The sequence below is a fragment of the Paraburkholderia sp. CNPSo 3274 genome (genome assembly GCF_024206475.1).
Classification (GTDB): domain Bacteria; phylum Pseudomonadota; class Gammaproteobacteria; order Burkholderiales; family Burkholderiaceae; genus Paraburkholderia.
This window is the reverse complement of record NZ_JAMBPR010000002.1, coordinates 129,700-142,765: the sequence shown is the minus strand read 5'-3', so window position 1 is coordinate 142,765 and position 13,066 is coordinate 129,700. Positions and strand designations below refer to the sequence as shown.

The following is a 13,066-nucleotide window of genomic DNA, read 5'->3' as shown; positions in this document are numbered from 1 at the left end:
TCGGGTGTCAGGTGTCGGGTGCCGCATCCGGCGCCGCTTCGGGCACGCTGGCCGCCTCGTCCTGCGGCCAGCGGTTTTCGAACACGCATTCGCCAAGCGGCTTGCGTTCGGCCCACCTCTCCATTTCGAGCATCGGCTGCGGGTAGAACGCGTCGACCTGACCCACGCAGAGTATCGCCACCGGCTTGGCGCCGGGCGGCATGGCGAGCAGGGCGCGCACCTCGTCGACGTCGAAGATCGACACCCAGCCCATGCCGAGCCCTTCGGCGCGCGCCGCGAGCCACATGTTCTGGATCGCGCACGCCACGGAGGCGAGGTCCATCTCCGGCAGCGTGCGCCGGCCGAAGACGTGGGCTTCGCGCCGGTCCATCAGCGCGACCACGAGCACCTCGGCACAGTCGCGCATGCCCTCCACCTTGAGCTTCATGAACTCGTCGCGGCGTTTGCCCAGCGCGTCGGCGGTCGCGATGCGTTCGCGCTCGACCGTCGCATGCAGTTGCTCGCGCAACGAATTGTCCGTGATGCGCACGATGCGCCACGGCTGCATGAAGCCCACGCTCGGCGCGTGATGCGCGGCGTCGAGCAGGCGCGCGAGCGTCGCGGGATCGATCGGGCCCGGCGCGAAGTGCCGCATGTCGCGGCGCTCGTAAATCGCACGGTAGACCGCCGCGCGTTCGGCTTCGTCAAAGGGCTGTGCCATGGAAGAGTGCGGCCGCGAAAGCCGGGTTGGAGGGCCAGTAAGCGTGCATATAAGTGGCCGCGATCGAGCCGTGCCGATACAGCGCCTCGCCGGGCGCGCCAGTTTGTGCGTGGTGTGCCGTGAGCGCGGGCGCAAGCGGCGTGGCGACGCGCGAATAGTGAAACGTGTGGCCGCGCAGCGCGCCATGCGCGCCGTCGAGCTGCTGCATGCCGAGCGCCGCGAAGCGCTTTTGCATGACCGCAACGCCTGGCAGCAGGCCGAGCATCGGCGTACGCGTGCCTTCTACGTCGGTCAGTGCGTCGAGCAGATAGAGCATGCCGCCACATTCGGCGACGAGCGGTTTTCCTGCGGATACATGCGCGCGCAGCGAATTTGCGCTCTGCGTATTGTGCGCGAGCGCCGCAGCATGTAGCTCGGGATAGCCGCCTGGCAGAAAGATCGCATCGGCGGCGGCGGGTGCGGGCTCGTTCGCAAGCGGCGAGAAGTAACTCACGCTCGCGCCCAGCGTTTCGAGCAACGCCATGTTCGCCGGATAGAGAAACGAGAACGCGGCGTCGCGCGCAACGGCGATATGACGGCCTTCGAGCTGGCGCGGAATCGCTTCGTCATGCGAAGGATCGGCGAATTCCACCGCAGGCGGCAATTCAGCGAGCGAGGTTTGCGCGAGCGCGTCGGCGGCGCGTTCGATGCGCGCGTCGAGGTCGTCGATCTCACCGGCCTGATGCAGCCCGAGATGGCGATCGGGCAGTCCCATCGTTGCTTCGCTCGCGACGTGCCCGAGCCAGCGCACGTCGGCGGGCAATGCCTCCTGCAGCATTTGCGCGTGACGCGCTGAGCCCACGCGGTTCGCCAGCACGCCATGAAACGGCACTTCCGGCCGAAAGCGCGCGAGACCGAACGCGAGCGCGCCGAAGGTCTGGGCCATCGACTTCGCGCTGACGATGGCGGCCACCGGCACGCCGAACGCGGTCGCGAGATCGGCGCTGCTCGGCGTGCCGTCGAACAGGCCCATCACGCCTTCGATGAGGATCAGGTCGGCTTCGCGCGCGGCCTGCGCGAGCAGGGCGCGGCACGCTTCTTTGCCCACCATCCACAGGTCGAGCGAGAGCACGGGCGCGCCGCTCGCGCGTGCGAGGATCATGGGGTCGAGAAAATCCGGCCCGGTCTTGAAGACGCGCACGCGTCGGCCCGCGCGCCGGTGCAGGCGCGCGAGGCCAGCCGTGAGCGTGGTCTTGCCCTGGCCCGAAGCGGGCGCGCTGATGAAGAGCGCGGGGCAGGCAAAGGTTGCGCTCATGCGCTTAAAACTCCACGCCCTTTTGCGCTTTCACGCCTTGCTCGCGATACGGATGCTTCACGAGACGCATTTCCGTGACGAGGTCGGCCGCTTCGATCAGGGCGTCGGGCGCATGGCGGCCCGTCACGACGACGTGCACGTGCGGCGCGCGCGACGCGATCACACCAAGCACTTCGTCGAGCGGCAGGTACTCGTATTTGAGCACCGTGTTGAGTTCGTCGAGAATCACCATGGCGTACTCGCCGCTTTCGATCATGCGCTTCGCTTCGTCCCAGCCCTTGCGCGCGGTGGCGATGTCGCCGTCGCGATTCTGCGTGTTCCAGGTGTAGCCGTCGCCCATCGTCACGAAATCGCAGTGCGCCACGGTGCCGAGAAAGTCGCGTTCAGCTGTGTGCAGCGCGCCCTTGATGAACTGCACGACACCGAGCTTCATGCCGTGGCCGAGCATGCGCACCGCCATGCCGAACGCGGCCGTGCTCTTGCCCTTGCCGTTGCCGGTGTTGACGATCAACAGGCCCTTTTCGTGCGTCGCGGCGGCCTGCTTCTTCTCGTGGCCCTCGCGGCGGCGTTGCGTCATGCGTTGGTGCGATTCGGGATCGGTTTTCATCATCGGGAGTGGGTTGGTTGCGGCGCTTGCGCGTCCGCGTTTGCGTGGTTTGGCAGAAAGCCTGCGATTGCGACCGTCACACCGTCGAGCGCCAGCTTGCCGCGCACGAGTGGACCGCCGCCCGCCGCAAGACGCGCGCAGGGCTCGCACACGCCGTCTACGCCGAACTGCGCCTGCGCGGCTGCGCAAGGCGGCGCAGTAGTGGGCGTCGCGGCGAGTTGCTCCCGCGTGTACGTGTGCAGCGGCAGCGCATGTGCCGCGCAAAACGCTTGCAAGGCGAGTTCGCCAGCTTTGGCGTCGAGCGTGGCCACAGCCGTTACGCTTTCGAGCGGCCACGCGCCGAGCGCAGCGCGCACAGCGGCATCGACCTGCGCGAGCGTCACGCCGCGCCGGCAGCCGATGCCGAGCGCGAGCGGCGGCACGCGCTGCGTGGGTTCGAATGAGGCTGCGCAGGAGGCGCGATTGTCGGCAGGATTCACGGCGAGAGCGTCGATCGAAGGCGTGACCGCAGAGGCAAAACGAGCAAAAGAGTCGCGTTCCGGCCGGCGCCGGATGCGCGCTACGATAGCACACGCTATTGCGGCTTCCCACGCCTTCCTTGACGCGCAAGCCCCCCGCGCCTACACTCGCACGCACTCTGGTGCTCGCGCGCGCGGTTCATGATGCGCGCGCAGTTAAACGGGAATCAGGGAGCCATCCCGCCTTGGGCTTGGCCAACCTGAACTGCACCCGCAACGGTACAACGAGCGCGGCGTTCGCACGAATGCCGCAAACCGCTTCCATGCTTTACGCAGTCCACGCCACTGTGCAAGCCGGCCGCAAGGCCGCTCGCGCGGGAAGGCGAAGCGGTGTTTCGTCAGTCCGGATACCGGCCAGATACGTGGGATTCGCGCTGCGGGGATGCGGTGCCGGGTCCGTGATTTTCATGCGTCAGCCGGGCGAGGCCTGGGTGCGTCTCTGGCCGTTCGTCCCCTGCAGGTTGTTGAATCGTTACGCGTGACGGCGTCTCCACGGATACGCGCGTGAGCGCAACGCGACACCCGCACGAACGGCAGGCGCGACGCACCATGCCCCTCGATACGGCCTGGCGCCGAAGGAGCACTTCATGCAAATGCGCAAGATTCCGGTCACGATCGTGACGGGCTTTCTCGGCAGCGGTAAAACCACGTTGCTGCGTCATATTCTTCAGCACGCGGGCGGCCTGCGCGTCGCGGTCATCGTCAACGAATTCGGCGAACTCGGTATCGACGGCGAAATTCTGCGTGGCTGCGGCATTGGCTGCGACGAAAACGGCAACGAAACGCAAGGCCAGCTCTACGAACTCGCGAACGGCTGCCTCTGCTGCACCGTGCAGGAAGAGTTCTTCCCCGTGATGGAAAAACTGCTCGAACGCCGCGGCGATGTCGATCACGTGTTGATCGAAACCTCGGGTCTCGCGCTGCCCAAGCCGCTCGTGCAGGCGTTCAACTGGCCGTCGATCCGCAACGCGTTCACCGTCGATGCGGTCGTGACCGTGGTGGACGGCCCCGCCGCCGCGAGCGGCCAGTTCGCCGAAAATCCGCAGGCCGTCGACGCGCAGCGCCGCGCCGACCCGAATCTCGATCACGAATCGCCACTGCATGAGCTGTTCGAAGACCAGCTTTCGGCCGCCGATCTCGTCATTCTCAACAAGACCGATCTGCTGGACGTTGCGGGCCAGGACGCGCTCATCGCCGAACTGCGCGAAGAGCTGCCGCCGCAGGTGAAGATCGTGCGCGCGCAGCACGGCAAGCTCGATCTGCATACGCTGCTCGGGCTCGAGGCGGCCTCCGAGGAGAGCATTCATCTGCGGCACGACCATCACGGTTCCGCCGACGATCCCGATCATCACCATGACGAGTTCGATTCGGTCGTGGTTTCAGGCGCTGCGGCTTCGCGCGAGACCGTGATCGAGGCGCTGCAACAACTCGTCGATGCCCACACGATCTATCGTGTGAAGGGCTTTGCCGCGCTGCCGGGCGCGCCCATGCGCCTCGTGATTCAAGGCGTGGGCCGCCGCTTCGACAGCTATTTCGACCGCCGCTGGGACGCGCAGGAAAGCGCGGCGCAGCCGCTGGCGAGCCGCTTCGTGCTGATCGGCGAAGACCTCGATGGCGCGACGCTGCAAGCGGCATTCGATACCGCGTTGGCGAACGTGCAGACCGCGGGCGCGAAGTGAACGCGCTGAGCTAACGAGGCCGTCTCATGCATTTGCTGCGCACCACGCCGGGCGGTTTCGTCGACGACACGCAGGGCGTCATCCGTATCGACCAGCAGCCCGCCGAGATCGTCGTGCTCAGTTCGGCGGACACGACGCTCGCGCTGCTGGCGAGCGTCGTGCCGCGCCTGCCCGGGGGTTTTCCGAGCGTGCGGCTCGCGAACGTCACGTATTTGCGCCAGCCCGCGTCGGTCGACTTCTATGTCGAAGACGTCTTGCAGCACGCGCGCGTCGTCGTGGTCGATCATCTGGGCGGCGAAACGTACTGGCCATATGGCATCGAACAGGTCGTCTCGCTCGCCGAGCGCCGCGGGCAACTGCTCGCGATGTTTTCGGGCGACTTGCAGGAAGATCCCAATCTCATCGCGAAGAGCCGCGCCGAGCCCGAGTTTTGCCGCTTGCTGTGGCGTTATCTGCGCGAAGGCGGCGCGGCCAACGCCGAATCGTTCCTGCGTGCGCTCGCGTGGCGCGCATTCGACTGGGGCAGCGAGCCTGCGCCGCCCGTCGCGCTGCCCGCCGCCGCGCTCTATTGCCCGCAGCGCGACGTCGCGACCATCGACGAATGGCGCGCGCGCTGGCAACCTGGCGCGCCGGTTGTCGCGCTGCTGTTTTACAAGGCGCATTTGCAGGCAGCGAACACCGCCGCTTTCGATGCCCTCATCGCCGCGCTGCTAGCGCGCGGCATGAACCCGCTGCCGCTTGCGATCACGTCGCTCAAGGACACCTTGAGCCGCGACGTGCTCGATCAACTAGCGGCCGAGCACGCTGTCTCGCTCGTGCTGAATACCACGGCATTTGCGGCTTCGTCGCTGGACGACCCCGAACCGATCGCGCTCGCCGGCGACGCGCCTGTGCTCCAGGTGATCCTGAGCGGCGGCAATCGCGAAGACTGGGTGAAGGACAATCACGGCCTGAATTCGCGCGATATCGCCATGCATATCGCGCTGCCCGAAGTGGACGGCCGGGTAATTACGCGCGCGATCAGCTTCAAGGGCCTCGCGTACCACTGCAAGGAGACGCAGGTCGATGTCGTGCGCTATCAGCCCGATGCCGAACGCGTGGCTTTCGTCGCCGAACTTGCGCGCCGCTGGTGCCGTTTGCGCAGCTTGCCGAACGCAGAGAAGAAGCTCGCGCTCGTGCTCGCGAACTATCCGATGAGCGAAGGGCGCATTGGCAACGGCGTGGGGCTCGACACGCCGGCCTCGGTGGTCGGCATCCTGCGCATGCTGCGCGACGAAGGCTATCGCGTGGCCGACCTGCCCGAAAACGGCGACGCGCTCATGCGCGTCCTCACGCAGGGCGTGACGAACGATCCCGACACGCGCGCGCTGCGCCCCGCATGGCAGAGTCTTTCCCTCGACGACTACCGCGCGCGCTTCTCGCAGTTGCCCGCCGAGGCGCAAAACGCGCTGATCGCGCGCTGGGGCGTGCCGGAAGATGATCCCACGGTGCGCCGTGGCCGCTTCATGATTGCGGGCTGGCGCAACGCTCAGGTGTTCGTGGGCATCCAGCCTTCGCGTTCGCGCGGCGACGACACCTACGCGAACTACCACGACGCCGAACTCGTGCCGCCGCACGCGTATCTCGCGTTTTACTTCTGGCTGCGCGAGACGTTCGGCATCGACGCCATCGCGCACGTGGGCAAGCACGGCAACCTGGAGTGGCTGCCGGGCAAAAGCGTGGCGCTTGCCGAGACCTGCTGGCCCGACATGGCGCTCGGGCCGCTGCCGCATCTGTACCCGTTCATCGTCAACGATCCGGGCGAGGGGAGCCAGGCCAAACGCCGCGCCCAGGCCGTAATTATCGATCACCTGATGCCGCCGCTCACGCGCGCCGAAAACTACGGGCCGCTGCAAGACCTGGAACGTCAGGTCGATGAGTATTACGAAGCATTGATGGTGGACCCGCGCCGCGCGAAGCTGCTGCGCAAGACCATACTCGCGACGATCATCGAGCATCGGCTGCACGAGGAATTGAGCGTCGCCGCGCCGCAGGATCAGGCTGGCGAAGACGAGTTGCTCACGCGCGCCGACGCCTGGCTCTGCGAGCTGAAGGAAGCGCAGATTCGCGACGGCCTGCATACGTTCGGCGAATCGCCGCAAGGCCAGCAGCGGCGCGATACGCTGCTCGCGCTCGGGCGCTATGCATGCGGCGACGGGCAGGGCGCGAACGCGGGCCTCATCGACGCGCTCGCGCGAGACCTGTGCATCGATCACCTCGTCGATCCGGCCACGGTCGATTCGGCTGCGCCGTGGCATGGCCCGCGTCCACCGCTGCTCGCAGGGGTGAGCGATACGCCATGGCGTCATGCGGGCGACACGCGCGAACGGCTGGAAATGCTCGCGGCCACGCTGATTGCAGACATTTGCTCAGGCCAACGAAGCAGTGCGGAGCATGCGTCGCTGCCACAGGCGGCCCAAGTGCTCGCGCGCCTGCGCGACGATGTGCTGCCGCGCCTCGACGCCTGCGGCCCCGAAGAGTTGCGCCAGCTGCGCCGTGGCTTCGAAGGCCGCTTCGTGCCGCCGGGCCCCAGCGGTTCGCCCTCGCGCGGCCGTCCGGATGTGCTGCCCACGGGCCGCAACTTCTACTCCGTCGATACGCGCGCCATTCCGACGCAAGCGGCCTGGGCGCTCGGCATGAAATCGGCGCAGCAGCTCATCGAGCGGCATCTACAGGAGCACGGCGACTACCCGCGCGCCGTGGGGCTTTCGGTCTGGGGCACGGCGACGATGCGCACCGGCGGCGACGACATCGCCCAGGCATTTGCGCTGATCGGCGTGCGGCCGAAGTGGGCCGCCGGCAGCCACCGCGTGACCGACTTCGAGATCATGCCGGTCGAGGCGCTGGACCGGCCGCGCATCGATGTGACGCTGCGCGTATCGGGCTTTTTCCGCGACGCGTTTCCAAACGTGATGCATCTGTTCGACGCAGCTGTGCAGGCGGTGGCCGATCTCGACGAGCCGGAGCACCAGAACCCGCTGCGCGCACGCGTGCTGCGCGAGCGCGACGCGCTGGTCGCGAACGGCATGGCCGCCGACGACGCGCGCCGCCGCGCGGGCTGGCGAGTGTTCAGCGCGCGTCCCGGCGCGTACGGCGCGGGCTTGCAGTCGATGATCGACCATCGCCAGTGGCAGACCGACGCCGATCTCGCGAACGCGTATCAGGCGTGGGGCGGCTACGCCTACGCGCAAAAGAGCGCGGGCGATGAGGCGAGCGATGCGTTCCGCGCGCGTCTCGCGACGCTCGACGTGGTCTTGCAGAACCAGGATAACCGCGAACACGACCTGCTCGACTCGAACGACTATTACCAGTTCCAGGGCGGCATGGCCGCGGCGGCGCGGCATTTTTCTCAGGCGCAGCCCGCGCTCTATCACGCGGACCACAGCAACCCCGCTGCGCCGCGCATTCGTCCGCTACACGAAGAGATCGCGCGCGTGATCCGCTCGCGGGTGGTGAACCCGAAGTGGATCGACGGCGTGAAGCGTCACGGCTACAAGGGTGCGGCGGAAATGGCGGCGACCGTGGACTATCTGTTCGGCTATGACGCGACGGCGCGCGTGGTGGGAGATCATCAATACGCGCTCGTCGCGAATGCCTACGTGCATGACGACGACACGCGCGAGTTCATGCAGCGCCACAATCCGCACGCGCTGCATGCCGTGTGCGAGCGCCTGCTCGAAGCGATCCAGCGCGGTCTCTGGCAGGAGCCGGGCGAGCATCGCGCACAACTCGAACACCGTCTGCTCGAAGCCGGGCAGCATCTGGAAGGATCAGGACCATGAGCGCTGCGGCCACGCGTCCCGCGTTTCCCTTTACCGCGCTGGTCGGCCAGGCGCCGTTGCAGCGCGCGCTGCTGCTCGCGGCCATCGACCCCGCGATCGGCGGCGTGCTGGTGAGCGGGCCGCGCGGCACCGCGAAATCCACGGCGGCGCGTGCGCTCGCGGCGCTCTTGCCGGAAGGCGCGTTCGTCACACTGCCGCTCGGCGCGAGCGAGGACAAGCTGATCGGCACGCTCGACCTCGAAGCGGCGTTGCGTGAGAGCGCGGTGCGCTTCGCGCCTGGGCTGCTCGCGCGTGCGCATGGCGGCGTGCTCTACGTGGACGAAGTGAACCTGCTGCCCGATGCGCTCGTCGATGTGCTGCTCGACGCGGCGGCGAGCGGTGTGAACACCGTGGAGCGCGATGGCGTGTCGCACACGCACGACGCGCACTTCGTGCTGGTTGGCACGATGAATCCCGAAGAAGGCGAGCTGCGTCCGCAATTGCTCGATCGCTTCGGCTTGATGGTCGAACTCGGCACGCCTTATGACGCCGCGCAGCGGCAACGCATCGTCAAGGCGCGTCTTGCGTTCGACGCCGATCCGCAGGCGTTTTGTGCGGCGCGCGAGGCCGAACAGCGCGCGCTCGCGCAGCGTATCGCGGCGGCCCGCGTTGCGCTCGACAAGCTCGACTGGAGCGATGCCGTACACGAGCGCGCGGCGCAGCGCTGCATCGAGGCCGCGGTTGACGGCTTGCGCGCCGACCTCGTGATGCTGCGTGCGGCGCGTGCGCTCGCCGCGTTCGAAGGCGCGCAAGCGGTGAGCCCGGAACACGTCGATGAGGTTGCCGATTGCGTGCTCGCGCATCGACGGCACGCCATGCCGCAGCGGTCCGATGCGCCGTCTTCCCCCGAGCCGCTGCCGCCCGCGACCGCGCCCAGGCGCGAAGAAAAGTACACCGAAACACCATCGGATGCCGATTGGGGCGAGCTGCTGCCCGAACCCGTCGCGGCGAAGGCCGTGAAGGGTGTGATCCCGCTGCCCGCAAAAAAACGCTGACCCGTCGGGCACAGGCCGCCGCCTCGGCACAGGGCGGCGCTCGACGGCGAGAAGGCCCGGGGCGCGGTTCCGCGCAAGTTGCAAAGCACGGCGAGTGCATCGCCTGGCCGCCCACGCTCGCGGCCAAACGCGCCGGATCGTTGCAGGCGCAACATTTGCGCTTCGCCAAACGCAAGACGGGTTCCGGCGCGCTCCATTGCTTCGTGCTGGACTGCTCGGCCTCGATGCTCGCGCGCGGCCAGCTCGCGCTTGCCAAGGGGTTGTTGATCGCGCTGTTCGCCCGCGCCCGCGCCGAGCGTGTGGAAGTGGCGCTGATTGCTTTCGGCGGCGCCGGCGCCGAGCTGAGGTTCGGGCCCACGGTGCCGCGCTGGTGGAACGAGCGCTGGATCGAGCCTATCGGCGGGGGCGGCGGCACGCCGCTGGAAGCGGGCATCGGCCGCGCGGCGCAAGTGCTCGAAACTGCCGCGCGCCGCGATCCGGCGCGCGCGCGCCATCTCTGGCTTTTCAGCGACGGCCGCACGACGCAGTGGCCCGCGCGGCCACGCCACGCCGACCACGTCACGGTGATCGATTGCGAACTTGGCGCGCTGCGCTTTGGGCGCTGCGAGGCACTCGCCCATGCATGGGCCGGTGAGTGCCTGAACGCGGAGGCGTTGCTCGCCTGAACGCTCGTTAGCGCGTGCCGCCGGTCCAGTACAGCACGTCGTCCTGACGATCAAATACGTAGACTTTCATCGCCATCTGCTCGGCGGGCGTGAGGCGGTCGAGTTCGAGGCCAAGCGTCGCGTGCGTGGGTGCGCCCGTTTCCGCCTGCACGTTGCGGATGATCGCGGTGGTTTCGATCGCAGTTGCGTTGTCGCCCGAGCGCAGCTGGAATGCCACGCGCAGCCGCTCGCCAACCTTGCCGAGCGCCCACGCGGCGCTCACCGAAAGCCCGAGGGCGCTGATTCCGCGCGCGAGCGCCACGCCGTCATAACCCGCGCCTTCCTCGCCGATGCCGTAGCGCACGGGAAATTGCGCGCGCACGCGAATCGAGCGCCGTTCGCGCAGGCGACGGATGTTGGCGGCCTTCGAAAGCACGAGGTAGTCCAGCGGCGAGTGGCTGAGCGCATGCACGGTGCATACGAAGCGATAGACGGCCTGGCTTGCAATCGCGACGATCTCCACGTTTTCGCCCGGCGTGACGGCGATGGGGCGGCCATCGACATAGGGCGTCGTCACGAAAAGCGCCTCGTTGGGGGCGAAGCCGATCAGGCGGCATGGGTGCATCGGCGCGCCGCTCGCGCCCATCTGCGGACGCAGGCCCATCAGCGCGCCGATGTTCAGGTGCATGTCGCGCGTGGTGGCGGCTGTATCGCCGGCATTGGCCGCATTCGTGGCCGTCGCGCTCTCCCGCCTGACCTTGAGCCTTTCTACGTCGCCGCGATACGGAGTGAAATGCTGGAACAGAAAGTTGCGTTCCGCTTCGCCCACCAGCACCGAGCCGGCGTCGAGCAGCAAGGCGCCGTCGCGATCGACGACAGGCCAGGCGAGCGGCTCGCCTACCGGCATGGCTTCCGGCGTGAGCGGGGCGGCTTCGGTTGCGGCGTCGCGGGCTTCGGCTTGATCTTCGGCGGTCAGGTTGGTCATCGGTGCAGGGGGCGGTGAGCGGTTCGCGTCGCGAATTCACTTCGCGGGTTCAACTGGTTTACGGCGCTGCGGCAGGGAAATTGAGCGCGTGCCGCGATTCGAAGGCGGTTTCGCGAGGCGCAGTATGATGGCCGCTGCATGCAATCTGTATTCGGTCGGCACGCGGTACAAGCGGTGTAAATCAAACGAGCGGAGCAAGAGGAAACGCCTCATGAAGCTCTGGACACGATGTTTGCGAATCCTCTGCCAACGGAATCGGGCGCTCATGCAGTGGGTGGGGAGCCATCCGTTCATTGTCGGCACGATGGGCTCGTTAGTCGGCGCGGCCATCGTGGCCATCGTGCTGGTGGGGCTGATGCAGCAGCGCACGCAGGCCATCGTCAGCACGCAGCACAATTCGGCCTCGCTCGTTGCGCTGATGTCGAACGACCTCGAGGCGAATTTCGGCATCTACGACCTCTTGCTGCTCGATGCCGCCGATAGCGCGCGCGACCCGCGCGCGCAAAGCCTTCCTGCCGACATCCGCCGCAAGCTGCTGTTCGGCCGCGTGGCGACCGGCGCGTATCTTGACGACGCGTTCTACGCCGACGCGAGCGGCCATATCGTCGAATCGCGGGACGGCCGCGCGTATCCCGGCGTCAATCTCGCGGACCGGGACTATTTCACGGCGCAGCACGAGCGCTCGGTCGGCCTGTATATTTCAGACCCAATTCGCTCGCGCACGCGCGAAGGCCAATATTCGATTGCGCTGTCACGCCGCGTGAGCGAGTACGACGGCTCGTTTGGCGGCGTCGTGCTACTCACGCTTCGGCTCGCATATTTTCAGCAACTATTCGACCGGATCGACGTTGACCCCAGGGGCAGCGCGTTCGTCCTGCTGAGCGACGGGACGATGCTCGCGCACCGTCCCTATTCGGACTACGAAGTGGGGGCGCAAATCAGCGAGCTGGATTATGTGCAGCCGATGCTGAAAACCAGTGCCGGGACGTTCATCGCCGCGGGCGAGGCGGACGCGGTCGAGCGCATCTACACGTTTAAGCGCGTTCCGCACACGTCGCTCATCGCGGTGGTCGCGCCTTCCGTGGACGGCGCGCTCGACGCATGGCGCCACCGCCTGCGCATCTACGCGCCGATGGCGTTGATCTTCGGCGCGCTGGTCGCCGCATCGTCGTGGCTGCTCGCATTTTCGATGCGCACGCGGCTCGCCACGCAAAAAGAATTCGAACGCCTCGCGGTCACCGACGCGCTCACGAGCCTCTTCAACCGGCGCGCGCTCGACTTGCGCATCGAAACCGAATGGCAGCACGCGAGACGCGCGGGCGAACCGCTTTCGGTGCTCTTCATCGACATCGACAAGTTCAAGCTCTTCAACGACTTCTACGGGCACGCCGAGGGCGATCGAGTGCTCGCCGCTGTGGCCCGCGCGATACGCGAGGCCTGCCGCCGCGCGACGGACATGGTTGCGCGCTACGGTGGCGAGGAGTTCGCCGTGGTCCTGCCGGCCACGCCTGCCGATGGCGCAGTGAAAATCGCGGAAGGAGTGCGCCAGCAAGTGGCGGCGCTGGGAATCGCGCACGAGCACAGCGAACATGGCACGCTGACCGTGAGCATTGGCTGCGCCACCTGCGTGCCGCGCGAGCGCGAAGGCGCGCAGGCGCTGCTGCGCGCCGCCGACGCGGAGCTTTACGCGGCGAAGCAGGCGGGTCGCAACCAGGTGAAGGCGCGCGAATTCGAGGGCGCGCCACCCGACCCGCGCGACTCGCTACCCACTTTGAAGGCGTGAG

The 13,066-nt window shown here is 67.4% G+C and carries 10 protein-coding genes and 1 riboswitch; of the genes, 5 read left to right on the top strand and 5 right to left on the bottom strand.

Translation table 11 applies throughout. The annotated features are described in order from the left end of the window. Positions 1 to 7: 7 nt before the first annotated feature. From bluB to M3I54_RS01730, 4 genes are read right to left on the bottom strand one after another with little or no spacing between them, the layout of a single operon-like run. Positions 8 to 700 (bottom strand): 5,6-dimethylbenzimidazole synthase, encoded by a 693-nt coding sequence (bluB, locus tag M3I54_RS01745; protein WP_254332525.1) that lies wholly within the window; start codon positions 698 to 700, stop codon positions 8 to 10. Next, positions 684 to 1,994, bottom strand: coding sequence for a cobyrinate a,c-diamide synthase (locus M3I54_RS01740; RefSeq protein WP_254332524.1), 1,311 nt, complete (start codon positions 1,992 to 1,994; stop codon positions 684 to 686). The genes bluB and M3I54_RS01740 overlap by 17 nt, the downstream gene beginning before the upstream one ends. Positions 1,995 to 1,998: 4 nt before the next feature. Further along, complete coding sequence (gene cobO, locus M3I54_RS01735) at positions 1,999 to 2,601, bottom strand: cob(I)yrinic acid a,c-diamide adenosyltransferase (protein ID WP_254332687.1); 603 nt, start codon at positions 2,599 to 2,601, stop codon at positions 1,999 to 2,001. Beyond that, positions 2,601 to 3,023, bottom strand: coding sequence for a cobalamin biosynthesis protein (locus M3I54_RS01730; RefSeq protein WP_309249586.1), 423 nt, complete (start codon positions 3,021 to 3,023; stop codon positions 2,601 to 2,603). Before M3I54_RS01730 ends, cobO begins: the two co-directional genes overlap by 1 nt. Positions 3,024 to 3,222: 199 nt before the next feature. Continuing rightward, positions 3,223 to 3,493: riboswitch (cobalamin riboswitch) on the top strand. A gap of 213 nt (positions 3,494 to 3,706) precedes the next feature. On the opposite strand from M3I54_RS01730, the gene cobW reads away from it, so the two are divergent. The 4 genes from cobW (at position 3,707) to M3I54_RS01710 (ending at position 10,318) form a co-directional block, all read left to right on the top strand. Then, complete coding sequence (gene cobW, locus M3I54_RS01725; RefSeq protein WP_254332522.1) at positions 3,707 to 4,798, top strand: cobalamin biosynthesis protein CobW; 1,092 nt, start codon at positions 3,707 to 3,709, stop codon at positions 4,796 to 4,798. Positions 4,799 to 4,824: 26 nt separating this feature from the next. Next, on the top strand, positions 4,825 to 8,619 hold the full coding sequence (gene cobN, locus M3I54_RS01720; RefSeq protein WP_254332521.1) for a cobaltochelatase subunit CobN: 3,795 nt from the start codon (positions 4,825 to 4,827) through the stop codon (positions 8,617 to 8,619). Further along, on the top strand, positions 8,616 to 9,653 hold the full coding sequence (locus M3I54_RS01715; protein WP_254332520.1) for an ATP-binding protein: 1,038 nt from the start codon (positions 8,616 to 8,618) through the stop codon (positions 9,651 to 9,653). The genes cobN and M3I54_RS01715 overlap by 4 nt, the downstream gene beginning before the upstream one ends. 155 nt (positions 9,654 to 9,808) lie before the next feature. Next, positions 9,809 to 10,318: a VWA domain-containing protein gene (locus M3I54_RS01710; protein ID WP_309249585.1), complete on the top strand. Its 510-nt coding sequence runs from the start codon at positions 9,809 to 9,811 to the stop codon at positions 10,316 to 10,318. A gap of 7 nt (positions 10,319 to 10,325) precedes the next feature. Here M3I54_RS01710 and M3I54_RS01705 read toward each other — a convergent pair whose 3' ends face one another. Next, on the bottom strand, positions 10,326 to 11,282 hold the full coding sequence (locus M3I54_RS01705) for a flagellar brake protein (RefSeq protein ID WP_254332519.1): 957 nt from the start codon (positions 11,280 to 11,282) through the stop codon (positions 10,326 to 10,328). A 211-nt stretch (positions 11,283 to 11,493) separates the two neighbouring features. Here M3I54_RS01705 and M3I54_RS01700 point away from each other — a divergent pair, with 211 nt between their 5' ends. Continuing rightward, the gene (locus M3I54_RS01700; RefSeq protein WP_254332518.1) at positions 11,494 to 13,065 is read left to right on the top strand and encodes a sensor domain-containing diguanylate cyclase; all 1,572 of its coding nucleotides are present in this window, start codon (positions 11,494 to 11,496) and stop codon (positions 13,063 to 13,065) included. The last annotated feature ends 1 nt before the right edge of the window (position 13,066 follow it).